Source organism: Yersinia mollaretii ATCC 43969 (assembly GCF_013282725.1).
Lineage (GTDB): Bacteria > Pseudomonadota > Gammaproteobacteria > Enterobacterales > Enterobacteriaceae > Yersinia > Yersinia mollaretii.
On sequence record NZ_CP054043.1, the window covers coordinates 4269013 to 4287881 of the forward strand.

The window sequence follows — 18869 nt, forward strand, 5'->3', positions numbered from 1 at the left end:
AATAATGAAGCAATATGGTTTTTTTGTCGACTCCACCAAGTGCACAGGTTGTAAAACCTGCCAGATTAGCTGCAAGGATGAGAAGCAGTTGGATCTCGGGCCGAAACTGCGCCGAGTGTACGAATATGGCGGTGGCAGTTGGACTCAGCAAGGCAATATCTGGGTGCAAAATGTCTTCAACTACTATTTATCTATCGCCTGCAACCACTGCTCGTTTCCCACCTGCGTCACTGGCTGCCCAACCGGAGCAATGCATAAACGCGAAGAGGACGGTTTGGTGGTGGTGAATCCGGATCTCTGCGTCGGCTGCCGCTATTGCGAAATGCGCTGCCCCTATGGTGCGCCGCAATTTGATGCAAAGACGAAATTGATGACCAAATGTGATGGTTGCTATCAGCGGGTCGCCGAGGGGCATAAACCAGTTTGTGTCGAATCTTGCCCGCAACGTGCGCTGGATTTCGATGAAATCGCGCTATTAAGAGAGAAATACGGTGAAGAGAGTGCAGTTGCGCCGTTACCGCTCGCCCATCTGACACAGCCTAATTTGGTCATCAGAAGCCACCGCGATGCCAAGCCATGCGGTGATACATCAGGCCGTATCCAAAATCCGGCGGAGGTATAAAATGCATGAATTACCCTTGGTGTTTTTCACCGTACTGGGGCAAACCGCTGTTGGGTTGTTTGCACTGGTGTTGCTGAGCAACAAACTCGGAATGACCACACCACAGCAACTCAAACAAGCCAATATTATCGGCTTGATACTGGTGATGGTGGGGCTGATCGTCGGCACACTGCATGTCGGGCAACCCCTGCGTGCCGCAAATATGCTACTGGGTGTTGGCCGTTCGCCAATGAGCAACGAAATTGTTCTCAGTGGCCTGTTTGTTGCCATGGCCTGTGGCACCGTATTTTTCTCCGTGATGGTAAAAAATGCGGTGCTGGCGGCGCTGTGTAATGTGGCAACTGTGGTATTTGGGCTGGCCTTTGCCTGGTCAATAACCCAAGTTTATCAACTGACTACCGTACCGAATTGGGATACCTCGTACACCTCACTGCAACTCTGGATGACGGTGTTAGTCGGGGGCGGCGCATTCGCCCTATTGACGGGTGCTCGTCAGTTGGGTGCCTTGGCAATGTTAGTGGGTGCTATTGTGACATTGGTGAGTAAGCCGGGTTATCTGAGCTTCCTCGGCCAAAGTTCACTGGAACTCAGCAGCCAACAGACGCTTTTTTGGGGCATCCAAATTCTGCTGCTGACAGTAGGCATCTTTGTGGCCGCCATTGCATTGCTGAAAGAGAGCATCCCACGAGCCACACTGGCGGTCAGTGCTTCGGCCGTGGTCATTGGTGAATTGGCCGGACGCATCGCGTTTTATAATCTCTGGCAAGTGCCGATGTAATTAATGAATTGATTGACCGAGATAAATCACGGATTAGCCGCGATGGCCTGCGGCTAATCACTCCCCAGAGAGTCGGGCCTAAAGAGAGAACATTTTGACGTTATTAGCGACCACTTTACCGCGAATTTTAGGTGCATTTTTTTACTATCCACCCCAATCCGAGACGGTACAGCGCCTGTGGCCACTACTGCCGCAAATCGCCGAGATCTTCCCGTGGCCAGATTTAGCTGAAATGACGCAATATTGCCAGCAAATACCAGCTATCGCCCCCGAAAAACTGGAATATGACTTCTCGATTCTGTTTGAGGGGCAAGGTGAGATGCCCGCCCCGCCTTGGGGTTCGGTCTATCTGGATAAAGAGAATAGCCTGATGGCGGCCAGCACCCTGCACTATCGCGAATTTTTGTCCGGATTAGGGCTGAAAAGTCAGAGCACCATCCGTGAACCGGAGGATCAGTTTGGCTTAATGCTACTGGCTTGGGTGCACTTAATTGAGCAGCAACAGTGTGCCGCCGCCATCGTGCTGCTCACGGATCACTTATTGCCATGGGCTTATCGCTACCTTGAGCTGGTCAAAAGTGCCCAGGTCGAGCATCCGGTTTATCCTCTATTGGCCGAGATTACAGAGTGCTACCTGAAAACCGTGCAGAGTGAATTGGGCTTATTCCCTCAGCCCCATGAGCTGTATCGATGATAATAGTGATAACGAAAAATCAATGAGCAGAGACGAGCGCTACTACAGAGCCTTTATGGAGAGCCGGGTGATCAGCCGTCGCGGGCTATTTCGTGGCTTATTCAAGGGAGCCGCTGGCGACTCACCATCAACATCGTCTCCAGCCCTCCCCTATCCCGTCATCAAAAACCCGTGTCAGAACACCTATATCTATTGTGATAGCTGTGCTGATTTTTGTGAAAAACACGCGCTACTCTGGCAACCCGGCTTACCGCCAACACTGGTTTATACGCTGTGCGATGGTTGTGGAGAGTGTGCTTTTAGGTGCCCGGCAATGGCGCTGGAGATGGAGTTAACGTGCGGAAAAATGGGCGATTGAAGCAAATACGGCGGGGGGAGACATAATAAATGCCCCCGACAACGTCAGGGGCATGGGTACAAAAGAGAGTTAGTGGCCGTCTTTGCCGTATTGCGGTGAACGCGGGCCATACAGAATGCCGTTCGGTGTTCCGGCGGTCAGCATACGTGCACTGGTCACGCCAGCAATATCATGGCTGCGATCGGTCAGTGTGTTGCTGATCTGCGTGACCGCAGCTTGAACCAACATGCCGATGATGCCACCGGAAGAGTTATCACCTTCATTGCTGGAGGCGGTCGCACTGCCGCTCCACAACAATTTGCCGGTTCTCAAATCCACCAATTTGGCATTCGCTGTCACGCGAGTATCACTGGTGATGACCTGATAAGAGGTGCCGTATTGCACCACGGTAATGTACAACACCGCATCTGCACCAAAGATTTTATGCAGTTTGGCTGGGCTGGCGGCACTGATATCGCCCGCATTCGTCATGCCATTTTGCTTAAATGTCTCTTCCACGACGGCAACTGGCAGCACGTAGTAGCCCGCTTCAGAGAGCGGATAAGTGACCTGAGACAGCATGCCATGGCTGGCAGCCACTTCTGGCGATTGGTTCTGTGGCAGTAACACCAAAATGCTCTTTGGTTTGCTTTGCTTAAAGGCAGAGTAGTCCTGCTGTACTGGCTTGGCACAGCCCGTCAGCAGCAGCGTGATCATGACCGCGCCTATGGCGAAAATAGATCTCATTTAAATGCCCCTTTATCTTTGCTCATCAAGAAATCCATAAACGGAGCAGACTCAGGGAATGCCGTTTTCTCTGTATTGAATTCAGCCATCGCTAAATCTGTATGCCCGGTATTGCCATACAGCATGCCCAAATGAGCATGTAAGCCAGGAGGGACTGGCATATTTTTCGCGCGTGACTTTTCAATATTCTCTTTTAAAGCAGCAATTTGCTGTTCAGGGCTGGCATCCGATTTATAGTAATCGTAAATCGTTGTTTGGTAGTTATCCCAGTTGTAAATAGGTTTCGGTGCCGTGGCGCAACCCGCCAAGACAGCAGCAGCCAGCAGCAGGGAGATCTTTTGCACTAATTTCATATTGCGGTATCCATACTCGTGATTAGGAATTAATAAGCCGTTAAGGGTTACTTCGCCGGTTGCCATGCACCTGATTCAATGCCAGCGACCAGATTGTTGACAGCTTCACGGATAGCCAAATCCAACACCTTGCCATTCAAGGCGGAGTCGTAACTTGCTGTCCCGCCAAAACCGATCACTTCACGGTTAGACAGCTCATACTCGCCAGCCCCCTGTGAAGAGAACACCACTTCAGAGGTATTCACATTGACGATATTCAGATTGACTTTGGCATAGGCAATCTGAGATTTACCCCGACCTAAAATGCCAAATAGCTGACGATCGCCAACCTCTTTGCGGCCAAACTCAGTCACATCACCAGTCACAACATAGGTCGCGCCTTTCAATTGCTGGCTTTTCCCTGAAATAGCCGCTTCTGTTTTCAGCTCTTCCATATTGGTGCGCTCTAAGACGTTAAAGCGGCCCGTTTGTTGTAAGTGCGTGACCAAAATGGTTTTTGACTGGTTCCCCAAACGATCGACGCCATCGGAGAATATCCCGCTCATATAGCTGGAACGGTTGTCGAATTTCCCCACAGAAATAGGGCTACGTGGGCCGTTATATTGCGTGCCGTAAGAGGCGACTTTCGCCACTTCTAACGAACGCGAGGACTCAGAGGCACATCCACTTAATAAAAATGCGGAGATTAAAGCGGACGCTAAAAGTATTTTTTTCATCATAAAAGCAATATTCTCAATAAAAGATTAAACGTCATAATTGGAAGAAATAAATAGTGATAATTTAACTTAAGTTAAAATAACAACCTATTAATAAACATAGACTGAAAATAATAACAAATAGTGATTATTGATAAATACACGCATATTTATCATTGATTTAAAAAGGATTTTAGCGGGAGGATAATAACAGATGTAAAATACATTTTGAAATATTAAACCCAGTCTATTTATCAAAATTTAACTTAAGGTTTAAAAAAACGCATTTTATTTAAAGCGAATTTAGTTTTTCATCTATTATTATCGTGGATTATATAAGCAGCAATTGTTTATAAGTCGTTATGGCGGATGTTATATCTTGGTTACTGTTCAACCTGAAAAAGCCAGATAATGAGGAGGCCAAATAATCATTTGATACTTTCGGTGAACAATCGCCATCATTTTGATGAATACGTTAAATAAGTAACCCAGACGGGCTGATGTCAGTACAATGCCCGTACTTTGAGTACTTCGTTTAGCCACAGGAGTGACACCGTGTTCCACTACCCAGCCAGTTATACCCTCGATGAAGCCAGCGGCGAGTACCACATTAAATATCGCGACTTCCCTGAATTGGACTCAGTGACCTACTCCTTGGAAGATATTGAGCTGGAAGCACAGGACGGCATTAAGAATGGCATCGCCGCAGAGATGGAGGAGCATCGCCTAGTGCCTGCCCCGTCCGCACTGCAACCCGGTGATATTTCGGTTCACGTACCCATTCTGGTGCGACTGAAAGCGGAACTGCACAATGCCATGCTCACCACTCATACCCGCAAAGCCGATATGGCCCGTAAACTCGGCCTGAATGCCGCGCAGATGGATCGTCTGCTGGATGTGTATTACGCCTCCAAAGTTGAAGCATTGGAGCAAGCCCTTTATCTACTGGGCTTTGAAGCAGATGTGGTGGTGCGGAAAATCAGCTAATGGCCTTAACACGCCGATCATTGGCTTAATTCTTAGTCAACAAAGTAACAAATTGTTATTTAGCGATAATTTAAAAAAACGTTAATAGCTTCACACTTCAACACATTGGCTAACGACACTTGCTCTTTATGGGCGAAATTGTGATCTAATGCATAAAATTACAGTATTGTAAGTTTCTCCTCGTTGGGATTACATTAGCGCGATCCTATCGTAGACAGCCACTTAGGCTGGTACGACAATTCGGATATCTCTCAGGTTGATAGCGAGCTGATTATGATGAAATGGCTGTTATTGATTGAAAGAATTATTCATCCATTTGATACCTAGAGAATGTGGCATTACAGGCAGAACCTTGTAACACCAGATAAGAAGGGTAAATTCAGCGCAGCAATTTGGATCGTTACTGGCGAAGTAGCTCCAAGGGAGTTGTTCAGTGAAATATTTTTTTATGGGTATCTCAATCATGTTGGTGGTTTGGATTGGCACCTTCATGATGATGGTCGAGTAATATTGGCTCGAATCATCCACCATCTGACATCGTATAAAGGGCGCATTCGCGCCCTTTATCATTTTTGGCGATCTGAATCATTTACCTGGCATCATTCTGCGCAACGTATCATCACGGCGAATATAGTGATGATAGAGTGCCGCTAAGACGTGAATCCCAATGATAAAATAGCCCAAATTAGCGATTAACTCATGAGTCTGCTTAAGGTAGGAACGCGCTTCATCATTCGGTGTCACCCACTGCGGCACCTGCCAACCCAGTAAGAACCAGGTTTTCCCGCCGTAGGCTTGCGCCAACACCCCCAGTATCGGCAACGATAAGAACATCAGATACAGCCCCCAATGCAAAATATGCGCCCCCAAAAGCTGCCAATCCGGTAATTTCGGGGTGATCGTGGGGGTCACATTGCGGTGGCGCAACCAGAGTCTAATCAACATCAGTAGCCAGACAGAAATACCAAAATTGAAATGCAGGTTTTTCACCAGTGTCCGATCTTCATCAGGCACGCTATCACTGAGCAACATGGCGGCATAGGTCAAGATCAGCATCAATAATGTCAGCCAATGCAGGGTTATTTGGGGTAATGAATAGCGATCTCTCATAGCCGCACACTCCAGTCAGTCACACAAAAATGGGTCATTAATGATAAGTATGGCGTATCACAGATGAAGAGAACATTAAGGCGTTGCATATAACATTTTGAAGAGGGGGCACTTTTATTCTGACCAGCCACTTTGCGCGGCCAGCCAGAATAGTGATGAGGTGATTAAACTGGCGCGTTAAGCCGTTTCATCTGATGTGGGTTTACTCGGTTTCAGCAAGCCATCGGCGCGGAACATACTTTTAATCCCACGCACCGCCTGACGAATCCGGTCTTGGTTCTCAATCAGCGCAAAACGAACATGAGTATCACCGTAATCACCAAATCCAATCCCCGGCGAGACACACACTTTCGCTTCAGATAATAGCCGCTTGGCAAATTCGAGTGACCCTAAATGCGCGTAAGGTTCGGGAATTTTAGCCCAGACATACATTGAGGCTTTCGGGTTTTCGACCATCCAACCCGCTTCATGCAACCCGCGCACCAAGGCGTTACGGCGCTGACGGTACTGTTCGGCGATATCACGTACACACTGCTGATCTCCCTCCAGCGCCGCAATCGCCGCGACCTGTAGTGGAGTAAAAGTGCCGTAATCGTGATAACTCTTAATCCGCGCCAGTGCATTCACCAGTTCAGGGTTACCCACCATAAAACCAATGCGCCAACCAGCCATATTGTAACTTTTGGACAGTGTAAAAAACTCAACTGCAATATCTTTTGCACCGGGAACCTGCATGATTGACGGCGCTTTCCAGCCATCATACACAATGTCGGCATAGGCCAAATCATGCACCACCAGCACATCATATTGCTTCGCCAGCGCCACGACCCGCTCGAAAAAGTCCAGCTCAACACACTGCGCCGTCGGGTTAGAGGGGAAGCCGAGGATCATCATTTTTGGTTTAGGAATGGTTTCACGAATCGCACGTTCCAGCTCACCGAAGAAATCAATACCCTCGGTCAGTGGCACCGAACGTACTTGTGCGCCCGCAATCACCGCGCCGTAAATATGAATGGGGTAGCTCGGGTTCGGCACCAGCACGGTATCACCGTGGTCCAGTGTGGCCAGCATCAAATGCGCCAGCCCCTCTTTTGAGCCGATAGTGACAATGGCTTCGCTTTCCGGGTCAATATCCACTTGATAGCGATCGGCATACCAGCGAGAAATCGCCCTGCGCAGGCGCGGAATCCCTCGGGAGGTTGAATATCCGTGGGTGTCTTCACGTTGCGCGACACTGCACATTTTCTCAACGATATGTGGCGGTGTCGGGCCGTCTGGATTACCCATACTGAAATCAATAATGTCTTCACCACGACGGCGCGCCGCCATTTTTAGCTCGGAGGTAATATTGAAAACATAAGGGGGAAGGCGTTCAATTCGGGTAAAACGACGTTTGGAAGGGTATTCAGCCATAATTTCCTCGGGATACGTGAGCGCCCGGACCATCCGAGCGACGCTGACCATCAAATGGTCTGTTGATGAACATATCCTAGCGCGGTATGAGTGTCGAGTGGCTGGTCATAAATATCTCACTGATCGGATAAGTGGCTATATAGACAAAGTTACTGTGATAGGAATAGGCCAAGCTACTGCGGCTTAAATTCACTGCTCAATATCCCCAAAACCCAGTCATCACACCATTGCCCAGCCAATTTATAGTTATCACGCAAAGTACCCTCCAACTGAAAACCACAGCGCTCCAACAGACCCCGTGAAGCCTGATTCCCCACTGTGACTGTGGCTTTCATTTTATGGAACAGACATTGCTGGAAGCCGAATGCCAGTACCGCCATCAGCGACTCTTTGCCAAAACCTTTACCTTGGCAGGCGGGCAGCATGGCATACCCCACTTCCGCTTGCTGTAGCGGCAACCATTCGGCTAAAAAGCCCGTCAGCCCCACCGCTTGCCCACTCTCTTTTTCGCGGATCACCAGACACAGCCAATGGCTGGACGTTTTTTCCCATGGCTGGATGCGCAATTCAAATCGCGCACGAATCTCAGCTAAATCCATCGGATCTGAGATAAAACGCTGGATCTCGGGGTCTTGATATAAACGCAAAAACAGCGGCCAGTCCTGCTCGCTCAGGCTATCGAGCATCAACCGGGGGGTGCTGAGTGAAATAGGGGAATTATTGAACATTTGAATCACCGGTGCCATTTTTCTCTCGAATTATCGCTGTAGCCATCAAAAGGGGATGTGAAAATTAAAGGGGAAATTTTGTCTTAACCTCATCCCTTTATTCTTCTCCATTTTACTTGAATAATGTTTACTCCAAAGTAACAAAAAACAAACAAATGGTCAGCATCAACTGACCCATGCCACCGCCTCACCCCTACAGCTATCGGAGAATCAGCATTATGGCTTCATTACAAATAGACGATATTCCCGCAGCAATCAAAGCGGTGAAACAACAATTACGTCAGGCACTCCCTGATTACCAACAGGTGTTTCACGCCGTTGAAGAGAACATTCGCCAGCAAGTGACCGAGATCCGCCGCAGTCTGGCGCAGGGCGAGAATCCCGTCCCCCGCATTCATGCCGATGATATTATCAATGGCAAAGTGACTGATGAACAAAAAGCACAAATAAAGCAACGGGGATGCTGTGCCATCCTCGGTGTATTCCCGACAGAAAAAGCCGCCGCTTGGAACCGTGAAATCGGCCACTATCTGGAGCGTAATAATTTTGTTGAGCGCCTGAAAAATGCCGCAGAAGATAATTACTTTGGCACTCTAGCGGCCAGCAAGCCACAAATTTACGGTATTTATTGGTCAACCCCGCAAGTTGAAGCCCGTCAGGATCAACGGATGAATGCGGTACAGGTATTTTTGAATAATCTGTGGCAAACCGAGAGCAACGGCAAGCAGCATTTTGATGCTAACCGCGTAGTGACCTATGCTGACCGGACACGCCGCCGCCCACCAAAATCCTCCTCTCTGGGCTTGTCACCCCATGTGGATGGTGGCTCCATTGAGCGCTGGCTGGATGAAAACTTCCGCCATGTCTATCGCCACGTGTTCTCTGGTGAATGGCAGAAGTATGATCCCTTTGCGGCAGAGGGCCGCCCAGAGGTGCGCGAGTTCCCGTCACCGGCGGTATGCTCGATGTTCCGCACTTTCCAAGGCTGGACCGCGCTGACCCCTCAGCGTACCCATGCCGGGACATTAAATGTTATTCCGATCGCCAATGCCATGGCCTATATCTTACTGCGCGCCATTCAGGATGATGTTGCCGACGATGATCTCTGTGGTGCTGCGCCAGGCCGTGCGCTGTCCGCCTCCAAACAGTGGCATCCTCTTTTAATGGAAGCAATTTCCCCTATTCCCGATCTGGAAGCGGGTGACACGGTATTCTGGCATTGCGATGTGATTCACTCGGTGGAAAACGAACATAACGGCGAGTTTGACAGTAACGTGATGTACATCGCTGCCGCCCCATGGTGTGAAAAGAACGCCGCCTACTTGCCGCGCCAACTTGCCAGCTTTATGGATGGTCGCTCACCACCAGACTTTGCCGCCGATGATTTTGAAGTCGATTTCTCGGGCAGAACCACCGCCGAGAATCTGACACCGATAGGCAAGCAGCAGTTGGGGATGACTGAATAACTTTACCTTTACCGCCCCCCTGCCGGAGGTGATTCCTCCGGCAAATCCCATTCTGAACCGCTCGATAGCACGGATAAAGTAGCAGTCAGCCGCCCTTTTCCTTATAGTTAGCCGCTTATTCGCCTCAAGATCTGATTATTTTCGACCTAAGATCTCAGGCCGTAGCCAAGAGAAAATAGCGTGCACCAGATATTTGAAATGCTACTGGCGGTGTTTGATCGTGCCGCACTGATGCTAATTTGCCTGTTCTTCCTGACCCGCACCCGCCTGTTCCGTCAGTTACTGCAAAAAGAGAAGCATACCCCGTTGGAACTGGCCGCAGTGACCGCCATCTTCTCGCTCTTCGCGATTTTCGGTACCTATTCCGGCATTAACGTCGAAGGTTCACTGGTCAACGTCCGTGTCATCGCCGTCATGTCTGGCGGGATTCTGTTTGGCCCATGGGTCGGGATCATCACGGGAGTGATTGCGGGTTCTCACCGCTACTTGATTGATATTGATGGTATTACTTCAGTTCCCTGCCTGATTACCAGTATTATCGCTGGACTGATGTCTGGCTATATCAACCTGAAAGTGAAGAAAGAGCGGCAATGGAGTGTCGGTATTTTAGCTGGCATGATTTGCGAATCACTGACCATGCTATTAGTGGTCATTTTGGCTAAACCGACCGCATTAGGTATCGATATTGTGTCTAAAATCGGCATTCCGATGATTTTAGGGGCGGTCTGTATCGGGCTGATTGTGCTGCTGGTACAGAGTGTCGAGGATGAAAAAGAGGTGATTGCGGCACGGCAGGCCAAACTCGCCTTGGATATCGCCAATAAAACCTTGCCCTATTTTCGCAATATTAACGGCGAGTCCTTACGTAGCGTATGCGAAATTATTCGCGACGATATCAAAGCCGATGCTGTTGCCATCACCGATAGGCAAAATATTTTGGCTTACGTGGGGGTCGGGGTCGAAACTTACGATATTGGCCATGAGATTATCAGTGATATCACCAAAGAGAGTATTCAGCGCGGCAAGATCACCATCCGCAATAACGATGAAGCTCACCGCACGCCGCAGATTCACTCGCTGATTATTATTCCGCTATGGGAAAAAGGTGAAGTGACCGGTTCGCTGAAAATCTATTACTGCCATGCCCATAAAATCACCTATTCGCTGAAAGTCATGGCGGTGGGTCTGTCGCAGATTATCTCTACGCAAATTGAGGTTTCCCGCATTGAGCATCTGCGTGAAATGGCGAATAAAGCGGAGATGCGCGCCCTGCAAAGTAAAATTAACCCGCACTTTTTGTTTAATGCGTTGAATGCGATTTCGTCATCGATTCGCATTAATCCAGACACCGCGCGCCAATTGATCATCAACTTATCGCGTTACTTGCGCTACAGCCTTGAACTGAATGATGAACAAATTGATATCCGCAAAGAACTCCATCAGATTCAAGACTATATCGCTATCGAGCAGGCGCGTTTCGGCAGTAAGCTGACGGTCATCTATGATATCGACGACGACATTGCGCTGAAAATCCCGAGCCTACTGATCCAACCTTTGGTGGAAAATGCCATTGTGCACGGCATTCAGCCCTATCGTGGCAAAGGGGTGGTGGTCATTGCTGTCAAAGACCATGGTGATCAAATCAAAATTTCAGTGAAAGATACCGGCAATGGCATTAACCCAGAAACCATCGAGCGCGTCGCTAATAATGAGATGCCGGGCAATAAAATCGGTTTACTGAATGTACATCACCGGGTGAAATTACTCTATGGCGAAGGTTTACAGATACGCCGCATGGAACCGGGCACCGAAATTTCTTTTTATATCAGCAAAAATGGCGGCAAGATCCATGCAGAACCCAGTATTTCAGCCGGAGTTTAACCCGTGAAAGCAATCATTGTTGAAGATGAGTTTCTGGCTCAGGAAGAGTTAAGCTACCTGATTCACCAGCACAGCAGCATCACCATTGAGGCGACCTTTGAGGATGGGCTGGATGTGCTTAAATATCTGCAAAATCATCAGGTTGATGCCATTTTTCTTGATATTAACATTCCGTCACTGGATGGCGTGTTGCTGGCCCAGAACATCAGCAAATTTACCCATAAGCCCTATATTATCTTTATCACCGCCTATAAAGAGCATGCGGTTGAAGCTTTTGAGATTGAAGCGTTCGACTATATTTTGAAGCCTTACCATGAGTCACGTATTGTCACCATGCTGCAAAAGTTGGAAGCACTGCATAAGCGTGATCGTCAAAATAGAGAGCAAACCAGCAGCCCCAATCCGCGCGCAGCGGCGTACACCATCAACTTGATGAAAGATGAGCGCATTATCGTCACTGATATCAATGATATCTACTATGCGGCAGCACAGGAGAAGGTCACGCTGGTCTATACTCGTCGCGAAGAATTCATCATGCCGATGAATATCACTGAATTTTGTAGCCGTTTGCCGGAAGAGTATTTCTTCCGCTGCCATCGTTCCTATTGCGTGAATTTAGCCAAAATCCGCGAAATCGTGCCGTGGTTTAACAACACTTACATTCTGCGGCTCAGCGATTTGGACTTTGAAGTCCCCGTTAGCCGCAGCAAGATAAAAGAGTTCAGGCAACTGATGCGCCTTTAAATGCATTTCATTCCACGTGGAGTGCAGCTCATTCCCCTTTCGATCTCTCGCTATTAGTCCGCCCGTATACTGGTTTCATTCGGCGGGCTGATAACACCTCAACACAAGATTTTCGGTGCTCCATCAGCGCGTAACTTTTAGGCTTCCGACGCTATTTATCTCTATCAATAGCCATATTCGGGCCACATGCATTGATGTTTAAGGAGTCCGGCATGAGCAGTAAACCGGTAAATCGTTGGTTAATTGTTGTAGGTACTATCATCGTTCAGATGGGACTAGGCACTATCTATACTTGGAGCTTATTTAATCAGCCCTTGGGAGAGAAGTTTAGTTGGTCATTGGGCGCGGTGGCGACCACCTTCTCTATCACCAGTTTCTCTCTGGCTATCGCGACACTCTTTGCTGGCCGCCTGCAAGAGCGGATTGGTATCCGTAAACTGACGCTGATTTCCGGTATCATCCTCGGCTTGGGGCTGATTGCCAGCTCCTTCGCCACCTCATTGGGGATGATTTATCTGCTGGCGGGGATTGTGGTGGGCTTTGCTGATGGCACCGCCTACATCACCACACTGTCGAATCTGATTAAGTGGTTCCCAGAACGCAAGGGGCTGATTTCGGGTATCTCAGTGGGGGCATTTGGGACCGGTAGCCTGCTATTCAAATACGTGAATGCCAGCTTGATTGCCAATCAGGGGGTGTCGTTGGCGTTTTTCTACTGGGGCATTATCGTGATGGTCTTGGTCGGGGCTGGCTCTTTCCTGTTACGGGAAAAAGTGGTTGCACCGCAAGCGGCCAACAACCTATCAACCGCCCGTGCAGGGCGCGACTTTAGTGTCGGTGAGATGCTGGCGGTCAAAGAGTCCTACTTCTTGTTTATCATCTTCTTCACGGCCTGTATGAGTGGCCTATATCTGATTGGTATCGTGAAAGACTTAGGTGTGCAATTAGCCGGGATGGATTTGGCGACGGCAGCAAATACCGTTTCAGCCATCGCCATCTTTAACACTGCCGGACGCATTATTCTGGGGGCGCTCTCCGATAAAGTCGGCCGCCTGCGGGTGATTAGTTTCACCTTGCTGGTCACCACCTTGGCGGTCTCCGTCCTAACCTTTGTTCCACTGACTCACACCTTGTTCTTCCTGTGCGTGGGGGCGATTGCCTTCTGTTTTGGTGGCAATATCACCGTGTTCCCCGCCATTGTTGGCGACTTCTTTGGCCTGAAAAACCACAGCAAAAACTACGGGGTCATCTATCAGGGCTTTGGCTTAGGCGCATTGGCAGGTTCATTTATTGCCGCCCGACTGGGGGGATATCACGCCACCTTTATCGTCATCGCGGTGCTGTCAGTGGTGTCCTTACTGCTGACACTCATTATCAAGCCACCCAAAGGGGCCGCTGCTGAAACAGAAAGCAGCACCTCCGCTCCCGCAGGTGCCACCGCCAGCAGCCATGCTTGAACATTAATACTCTCTAGTCATAAAAAAGCAGAGCCTCGGCTCTGCTTTTGAGTTTCAACGGGTAACACGAAAGCTAACACCCCTGCGGCTTCAAAACAAAGGATACCCAAAGTCATTGGAGTCGCAGGTAGGCAGCAAGTGAACGCATCCCGATGAGCTTACACAAGTAAGTGATTCGGGTAAGTGAGCGTAGCTAACACCCCTGCGGCTTCAAAACAAAGGATACCCAAAGTCATTGGAGTCGCAGGTAGGCAGCAAGTGAACGCATCCCGATGAGCTTACACAAGTAAGTGATTCGGGTAAGTGAGCGTAGCTAACACCCCTGCGGCTTCAAAACAAAGGATACCCAAAGTCATTGGAGTCGCAGGTAGGCAGCAAGTGAACGCATCCCGATGAGCTTACACAAGTAAGTGATTCGGGTAAGTGAGCGTAGCTAACACCCCTGCGGCTTCAAGGACGAAGGGTATGCCCTAAAGTTTGACGCAGATAAGCCCCTGCCCCCAACAAACCCGGCTGTTGATGGGTAATCATATAAACGGGAATCTCGTGCAAGAAATCTTTGAAACGGCCTTTATCTTCAAAAGCGCCACGGAAACCGGAGGCTTTAAAAAACTCCATAAAACGCGGCACGATACCGCCAGCAATATAAACGCCGCCAAAGGTGCTGAGATTCAAGGCCAGATTGCCGCCAAAGCGGCCCATAATGACGCAGAACAGTGATAATGCGCGGCGGCAGTCAGTACAGCTATCAGCCAGCGCCCGCTCAGTCACATCTTTCGGTGCCAGATTCTCCGGCTGGCGCGCATCAGAAATCACAATGGCACGATACAAATTCACCAGCCCTGGGCCGGAAAGAACACGCTCGGCGGAGACGTGGCCCAACTCCTGACGCAATACCGCCAGAATGCGGTCCTCTTCTTCGCTATTGGGCGCGAAATCAACATGCCCGCCCTCACCTGGCAAGCTTATCCAGCGGCGGTCCACATTGACTAAATGCGCCACCCCCAACCCAGTGCCAGCACCATACACCGCAATAGGTTTTCCCGGCTGAGACGCGGTGCCGCCAAATTGCAGCACATCTTGCTCAGACAGCACGGGAATCGCCATGGATACCGCCGTAAAATCATTGATCACTTCTAAATGATTCAGCCCCAAATTTTGTTTCATGGCGGCAATCGAAAAGGCCCAAGTATGATTGGTCATCGCCACCCAGTCGCCGGTAATTGGACAGGCGATGGCGATGCAGGCATCCGTTATCGTCGCCGTATGTTCCGACAGATATTGCCTGATAACATCTTCCAAACTGTCGTATTCCAGCCCTGAATATGTTTTTGCTTGTGATATTTCACCCGTCGCCACAGCGCAAAGCGCCAAACGGGCATTAGTGCCGCCAACGTCACCCACCAGGGCATAGCTCGTCATCAGAAACTTCTCCGTTACAGGGATGCTTAACTTCTACTGTCTCCACTGTAAAATCAGGTTGGGGAAACAACAATCTGAATGCGGTAAACCATTTCGCTTTGGGATGACGATCACATAAAAACGATTCAGCCGCGGCAAAATAGCGCGGCTGAAAGTTGAAAACGGCAGCTAGATGGCAATTATGCCCCGCGTTTTTTTTCCGACGCGGCGGTCAATACTGCGGGCTGACGAGCGCGGATAATACGCATCCGTAAGTTGTCATAAGCCCAGTTGTAACAGATGGTGTAGGGCAGGAAGAACAGGAAGAAACCGATCTCCAACATAAATGCCTGTAGCAGTGAAACACCCAAGACATAAGCCGCAATCGGCAAGCCGATCAGGATAAACCCACCTTCAAAGCCCAGCGCATGGAATACCCGCACACGCAGAGTCTTGGCGACCCGACTGACAGGCCAAAAGTAGTCGAACAACGTGTTGTAAATAATATTCCACAGCATCGCCACGGAAGAGAGAATAATGGTCAATGTCCCCATTTGCAGAATTGAACGATCCAACAGCCATGCCCCCACCGGGGCGCAAATCGCGACCGCAATGACTTCAAAGCCAACAGCATGGATAACCCGCTCAGAGAGAGTCTTGTGATGAACTTGCATAAAACACCTATTTAATTAACCGATAACTGATTGTCTGAGGTGATTATCATCGTTTTTTAAGATAGATTAAAGATAGAATCCATCGATAAAATAGATAGCTCATGCACTATTCTCCCGAATCATTGATTGCGTTTGTCGAAGCCGCTGCACTCGGTTCGTTTTCCGCCGCTGCGCGCAAGTTGCGTAAAAGCCAGTCAACCATCAGCACCGCTATTGCCAATCTGGAGGCGGACCTGGGGGTGACGCTATTTGATAGGCAGGCGCGTCAGCCGGTGCTAACGGATCATGGCCGCCGGGTGTTGTCCCACGTGCAAGAAATTTTGGCCGCCAGCGAACGGCTGGACTCACTCTCAATTCGCCTGTCGGGTCAGGTTGAAACGCGCCTCACCTTTGTGCTCTCCGACACCTATCAACCGACGCATCATGAGGATCTGCTGCGCCGTTTTGAACAGCGCTACCCTGATATCGAATTTGAATGCCTGATCGCCGAAGAAGCCGACGTTATTGACCTATTACAGCTCAGACGCGCACATATTGGTGTGGTGGAAGTGCAACAGAGCTATCCGCCAGACATTGCTGCTCGCCGATTATCCGCCCAAACTGAAATGGCGATATTTGTGCAGGGCGATCATCCGCTGGCAAAACTGCCCCAAGTCCACCCCGAGCAACTGGCTACCACCCGCCAGCTCTGCCTCAACACCTACAAGCGCACCGAGCGCAATCAGCCGCAAGGACTGATCTGGTCTGCGCCCAGTTATTTAATGTTGTTGGAAATGGCAGAGCAAGGTTTCGGTTGGGCCATTCTGCCTCGCTGGTTGGTTGATCAATACAGCCGCCGAAAACTGGTGCCGTTACCGACCATTGGCTGGCCAAAAATGATCTCCATTGATGCCGTTTGGTCGAAAAAAAGCCCGCCCGGCCCGGCAGGCTATTGGTTGTTGGATCAATTGGCCGGCGATATCAGGTAGCAGAATTGCGGGCCTGAATAGATTTGGCAACACTGATTAATAGATCTGGCATATCCATGGGCGGCAATACCACCTCAATGAACACCAACTGTTGAGCGCCTTCGATTTGTGCCAACACCTGTTGCAGTTGATGTGTCTCTTTGATTTTGCGCGTCATAAATTGTTTTCCTACCGTCAATGCTTGCGGCAATTGCGTCCAGTTCCACGGGGCAATATCGTTATAGCGCTGCTGTGCTCCATGAATAGCCCGCTCTACCGTGTATCCTTGGTTATTCAGCAGAAAAATAGTGGGGTTCAACCCATCACGCAGCATTGATCCCAACTCTTGAATTGTCAGTTGTGCAGCCCCGTCCCCCACCAGCAATATCAGTCGCCGCTGGGGTTGCGCCAACTGCGCACCATAGGCCGCCGGCAAACTAAAACCAATCGAACCCCACAACGACTGGGCGATAAAGGTACAACCAGAGGGGAGGTTCAGGGTTGCAGCCCCAAAACTCGAGGTGCCTTGATCAGTCACCACAATATCGTTTGGGCGCAAAAAGTGCTGGATGTGATACCAAAAAGTTTGCTGACTCAGTAAGTGATGTTGCGAGGCTTGTCGCACAGGAGGGGTTATCACGGGCTGTGGCCATTCGCCCTGTAGGGATTTGCACAATTGATGTAAGGCATCGACGGCAGCAACCATTGGGATCTGGCTAAAAACGCGGCTCCCTATGCGCACCTGTTCCGGCTGGACATCAATACAATTATCCTGAGTAATATGCTGGCTGAATCCGGCAGTAATGGTATCGACATACCACACCCCGACAGTGATAAGAACATCTGCATTTTCAATCACTTCTTTCACACTGGCGTCACTGGCTGCCCCAGCATAAGTCCCGATAAATAGCGGATGGGTTTCATCCAGCACCCCTTTTCCCAACAAGAGTGTGGAGTGAGGCAAATTCACCTCCGCCAGCCATTGATTCAGTGATTGTCGCGCGCCAAATCTGTCGGCCAGAAAATCGGCCAGCAGGGCGACCCGATGCGCCGACTGTAATTTCTCACGTGCCGCGTCAATGAATGCTTGAAGGGATGTCGGTGATAAGAGAGGTGGAGAGAGCGCCAAAGTACCTGAATTTGTTGCCATATCAGCTTCCGCCACATCACTGGGGAGTTGCAGATAGACCGGACGCCGTTGGTTTAAAGCCGCTACCAGCAGGCGATCAATTTCAGCCGCCGCATTCTCAGCGGTCAAGCTGGCCTGTGCACAAGTGACCTCTTTCGCCATGCGGGAAAAATGGCTGAAATCACCATCACCTAATGAGTGATGCAACAATTCTCCGGCCTTCTGTGAGCGCAATGCTGGGGTGCCCACAATATGAATCACTGGAAGGTATTCAGCGAAACTACCCGCAATCCCATTGATCGCACTTAATTCCCCAACACCCACTGTGGTGAGTAATGCCCCCGCTGGCATGACCCGAGCATAGCCATCTGCGGCATACGCTGCATTCAACTCATTAGCACACCCCATCCATTCAATCACCGGATGGCTGATAACATGATCTAAAAAATGGAGATTAAAATCACCCGGAACACCAAAGAGATGCCGGATACCCACTTGTGCCAGTCGATCCAGTAAATAATCTGCCACTTTGTAGCTGCTTGCCATCAGGAGACCAACCTTAATACTTATTATATTTAACTAAGTATTAAGCAAAACATAAATAAATCTAATATTTTCTAATTAATAATTAGCTAACACACAGACTACTTGCTGCTATCACCTCTTTGAGACGCGCCATCACTGATCAACTCTGTGATCCTGCCAA

The 18869-nt window shown here is 49.5% G+C and carries 20 protein-coding genes; 11 read left to right on the forward strand and 9 right to left on the reverse strand.

Annotated features, from left to right (window positions below; genetic code table 11):
- The first annotated feature begins 4 nt into the window (after positions 1-4).
- The 4 genes from HRD69_RS18950 to HRD69_RS18965 all read left to right on the forward strand — a co-directional run bounded on the left by HRD69_RS18950 (position 5) and on the right by HRD69_RS18965 (position 2452).
- Positions 5-622, forward strand: a complete 618-nt coding sequence (locus HRD69_RS18950; protein ID WP_004876803.1) for a DMSO/selenate family reductase complex B subunit — start codon at positions 5-7, stop codon at positions 620-622.
- A 1-nt stretch (position 623) separates the two neighbouring features.
- Entirely contained in the window at positions 624-1400 is a 777-nt protein-coding gene (locus tag HRD69_RS18955; protein ID WP_004876802.1) for a dimethyl sulfoxide reductase anchor subunit family protein, read from the forward strand.
- A gap of 94 nt (positions 1401-1494) precedes the next feature.
- The gene (locus HRD69_RS18960; protein WP_004876801.1) at positions 1495-2094 is read left to right on the forward strand and encodes a TorD/DmsD family molecular chaperone; all 600 of its coding nucleotides are present in this window, start codon (positions 1495-1497) and stop codon (positions 2092-2094) included.
- Positions 2095-2116: 22 nt separating this feature from the next.
- A complete protein-coding gene (locus HRD69_RS18965) occupies positions 2117-2452 on the forward strand; it encodes a 4Fe-4S binding protein (protein ID WP_080545074.1) in 336 nt (111 codons plus the stop codon).
- A gap of 69 nt (positions 2453-2521) precedes the next feature.
- Here the strand turns inward: HRD69_RS18965 and HRD69_RS18970 are convergent, their stop codons facing one another.
- From HRD69_RS18970 to HRD69_RS18980, 3 genes are read right to left on the reverse strand one after another with little or no spacing between them, the layout of a single operon-like run.
- Complete coding sequence (locus HRD69_RS18970; RefSeq protein WP_032815247.1) at positions 2522-3178, reverse strand: DUF799 domain-containing protein; 657 nt, start codon at positions 3176-3178, stop codon at positions 2522-2524.
- Positions 3175-3531: a DUF4810 domain-containing protein gene (locus tag HRD69_RS18975; RefSeq protein ID WP_004876798.1), complete on the reverse strand. Its 357-nt coding sequence runs from the start codon at positions 3529-3531 to the stop codon at positions 3175-3177. Before HRD69_RS18975 ends, HRD69_RS18970 begins: the two co-directional genes overlap by 4 nt.
- A 47-nt stretch (positions 3532-3578) precedes the next feature.
- Positions 3579-4250 carry a CsgG/HfaB family protein gene (locus HRD69_RS18980; RefSeq protein WP_004876797.1) on the reverse strand — a complete coding sequence of 224 codons (672 nt, stop codon included), beginning with the start codon at positions 4248-4250 and terminating at the stop codon, positions 3579-3581.
- Positions 4251-4781: 531 nt separating this feature from the next.
- On the opposite strand from HRD69_RS18980, the gene HRD69_RS18985 reads away from it, so the two are divergent.
- On the forward strand, positions 4782-5213 hold the full coding sequence (locus HRD69_RS18985; protein WP_004876795.1) for a type II toxin-antitoxin system HicB family antitoxin: 432 nt from the start codon (positions 4782-4784) through the stop codon (positions 5211-5213).
- 433 nt (positions 5214-5646) lie between these two features.
- Complete coding sequence (gene ypdK, locus HRD69_RS18990; protein WP_099460453.1) at positions 5647-5721, forward strand: membrane protein YpdK; 75 nt, start codon at positions 5647-5649, stop codon at positions 5719-5721.
- A gap of 77 nt (positions 5722-5798) precedes the next feature.
- On the opposite strand, the gene HRD69_RS18995 is transcribed toward ypdK, so the two are convergent.
- The 3 genes from HRD69_RS18995 to HRD69_RS19005 form a co-directional block, all read right to left on the reverse strand.
- On the reverse strand, positions 5799-6323 hold the full coding sequence (locus tag HRD69_RS18995) for a cytochrome b (protein ID WP_004876793.1): 525 nt from the start codon (positions 6321-6323) through the stop codon (positions 5799-5801).
- 177 nt (positions 6324-6500) lie between these two features.
- The gene (gene alaC, locus HRD69_RS19000) at positions 6501-7736 is read right to left on the reverse strand and encodes an alanine transaminase (RefSeq protein WP_004876792.1); all 1236 of its coding nucleotides are present in this window, start codon (positions 7734-7736) and stop codon (positions 6501-6503) included.
- 173 nt (positions 7737-7909) lie between these two features.
- Positions 7910-8422 carry a GNAT family N-acetyltransferase gene (locus HRD69_RS19005; protein ID WP_032815249.1) on the reverse strand — a complete coding sequence of 171 codons (513 nt, stop codon included), beginning with the start codon at positions 8420-8422 and terminating at the stop codon, positions 7910-7912.
- Positions 8423-8682: 260 nt separating this feature from the next.
- Here HRD69_RS19005 and HRD69_RS19010 point away from each other — a divergent pair, with 260 nt between their 5' ends.
- The 4 genes from HRD69_RS19010 to HRD69_RS19025 all read left to right on the forward strand — a co-directional run bounded on the left by HRD69_RS19010 (position 8683) and on the right by HRD69_RS19025 (position 14012).
- Positions 8683-9930 carry a DUF1479 domain-containing protein gene (locus HRD69_RS19010; protein ID WP_004876790.1) on the forward strand — a complete coding sequence of 416 codons (1248 nt, stop codon included), beginning with the start codon at positions 8683-8685 and terminating at the stop codon, positions 9928-9930.
- Between the two features lie 180 nt (positions 9931-10110).
- Positions 10111-11811 (forward strand): sensor histidine kinase, encoded by a 1701-nt coding sequence (locus tag HRD69_RS19015; RefSeq protein WP_032815244.1) that lies wholly within the window; start codon positions 10111-10113, stop codon positions 11809-11811.
- 3 nt (positions 11812-11814) lie between these two features.
- Entirely contained in the window at positions 11815-12555 is a 741-nt protein-coding gene (locus HRD69_RS19020) for a LytR/AlgR family response regulator transcription factor (RefSeq protein WP_004876788.1), read from the forward strand.
- Between the two features lie 212 nt (positions 12556-12767).
- Complete coding sequence (locus tag HRD69_RS19025) at positions 12768-14012, forward strand: L-lactate MFS transporter (protein WP_032815243.1); 1245 nt, start codon at positions 12768-12770, stop codon at positions 14010-14012.
- 450 nt (positions 14013-14462) lie between these two features.
- Here the strand turns inward: HRD69_RS19025 and glk are convergent, their stop codons facing one another.
- Together glk and HRD69_RS19035 are read right to left on the reverse strand one after the other, a co-directional pair.
- The gene (glk, locus tag HRD69_RS19030; protein WP_032815645.1) at positions 14463-15434 is read right to left on the reverse strand and encodes a glucokinase; all 972 of its coding nucleotides are present in this window, start codon (positions 15432-15434) and stop codon (positions 14463-14465) included.
- Between the two features lie 179 nt (positions 15435-15613).
- Positions 15614-16087 carry a multidrug/biocide efflux PACE transporter gene (locus tag HRD69_RS19035; RefSeq protein WP_004878201.1) on the reverse strand — a complete coding sequence of 158 codons (474 nt, stop codon included), beginning with the start codon at positions 16085-16087 and terminating at the stop codon, positions 15614-15616.
- A gap of 101 nt (positions 16088-16188) precedes the next feature.
- On the opposite strand from HRD69_RS19035, the gene HRD69_RS19040 reads away from it, so the two are divergent.
- On the forward strand, positions 16189-17055 hold the full coding sequence (locus HRD69_RS19040) for a LysR family transcriptional regulator (RefSeq protein WP_032815643.1): 867 nt from the start codon (positions 16189-16191) through the stop codon (positions 17053-17055).
- Here HRD69_RS19040 and HRD69_RS19045 read toward each other — a convergent pair.
- On the reverse strand, positions 17048-18709 hold the full coding sequence (locus HRD69_RS19045) for an alpha-keto acid decarboxylase family protein (RefSeq protein ID WP_004878200.1): 1662 nt from the start codon (positions 18707-18709) through the stop codon (positions 17048-17050). The genes HRD69_RS19040 and HRD69_RS19045 overlap by 8 nt on opposite strands.
- Between the last annotated feature and the right edge of the window lie 160 nt (positions 18710-18869).

What these genes read in the sequence shown, in the direction of transcription:
- HRD69_RS18950 (WP_004876803.1), top strand. Translation starts at nt 5, where the DNA reads ATGAAGCAATATGGTTTTTTTGTCGACTCCACCAAGTGCACAGGTTGT.
- HRD69_RS18955 (WP_004876802.1), top strand. Translation starts at nt 624, where the DNA reads ATGCATGAATTACCCTTGGTGTTTTTCACCGTACTGGGGCAAACCGCT.
- HRD69_RS18965 (WP_080545074.1), top strand. Translation starts at nt 2,117, where the DNA reads ATGAGCAGAGACGAGCGCTACTACAGAGCCTTTATGGAGAGCCGGGTG.
- HRD69_RS18970 (WP_032815247.1), bottom strand. Translation starts at nt 3,178, where the DNA reads ATGAGATCTATTTTCGCCATAGGCGCGGTCATGATCACGCTGCTGCTG.
- HRD69_RS18975 (WP_004876798.1), bottom strand. Translation starts at nt 3,531, where the DNA reads ATGAAATTAGTGCAAAAGATCTCCCTGCTGCTGGCTGCTGCTGTCTTG.
- HRD69_RS18980 (WP_004876797.1), bottom strand. Translation starts at nt 4,250, where the DNA reads ATGATGAAAAAAATACTTTTAGCGTCCGCTTTAATCTCCGCATTTTTA.
- HRD69_RS18995 (WP_004876793.1), bottom strand. Translation starts at nt 6,323, where the DNA reads ATGAGAGATCGCTATTCATTACCCCAAATAACCCTGCATTGGCTGACA.
- alaC (WP_004876792.1), bottom strand. Translation starts at nt 7,736, where the DNA reads ATGGCTGAATACCCTTCCAAACGTCGTTTTACCCGAATTGAACGCCTT.
- HRD69_RS19005 (WP_032815249.1), bottom strand. Translation starts at nt 8,422, where the DNA reads ATGCTCGATAGCCTGAGCGAGCAGGACTGGCCGCTGTTTTTGCGTTTA.
- HRD69_RS19010 (WP_004876790.1), top strand. Translation starts at nt 8,683, where the DNA reads ATGGCTTCATTACAAATAGACGATATTCCCGCAGCAATCAAAGCGGTG.
- HRD69_RS19025 (WP_032815243.1), top strand. Translation starts at nt 12,768, where the DNA reads ATGAGCAGTAAACCGGTAAATCGTTGGTTAATTGTTGTAGGTACTATC.
- glk (WP_032815645.1), bottom strand. Translation starts at nt 15,434, where the DNA reads ATGACGAGCTATGCCCTGGTGGGTGACGTTGGCGGCACTAATGCCCGT.
- HRD69_RS19035 (WP_004878201.1), bottom strand. Translation starts at nt 16,087, where the DNA reads ATGCAAGTTCATCACAAGACTCTCTCTGAGCGGGTTATCCATGCTGTT.
- HRD69_RS19040 (WP_032815643.1), top strand. Translation starts at nt 16,189, where the DNA reads ATGCACTATTCTCCCGAATCATTGATTGCGTTTGTCGAAGCCGCTGCA.
- HRD69_RS19045 (WP_004878200.1), bottom strand. Translation starts at nt 18,709, where the DNA reads ATGGCAAGCAGCTACAAAGTGGCAGATTATTTACTGGATCGACTGGCA.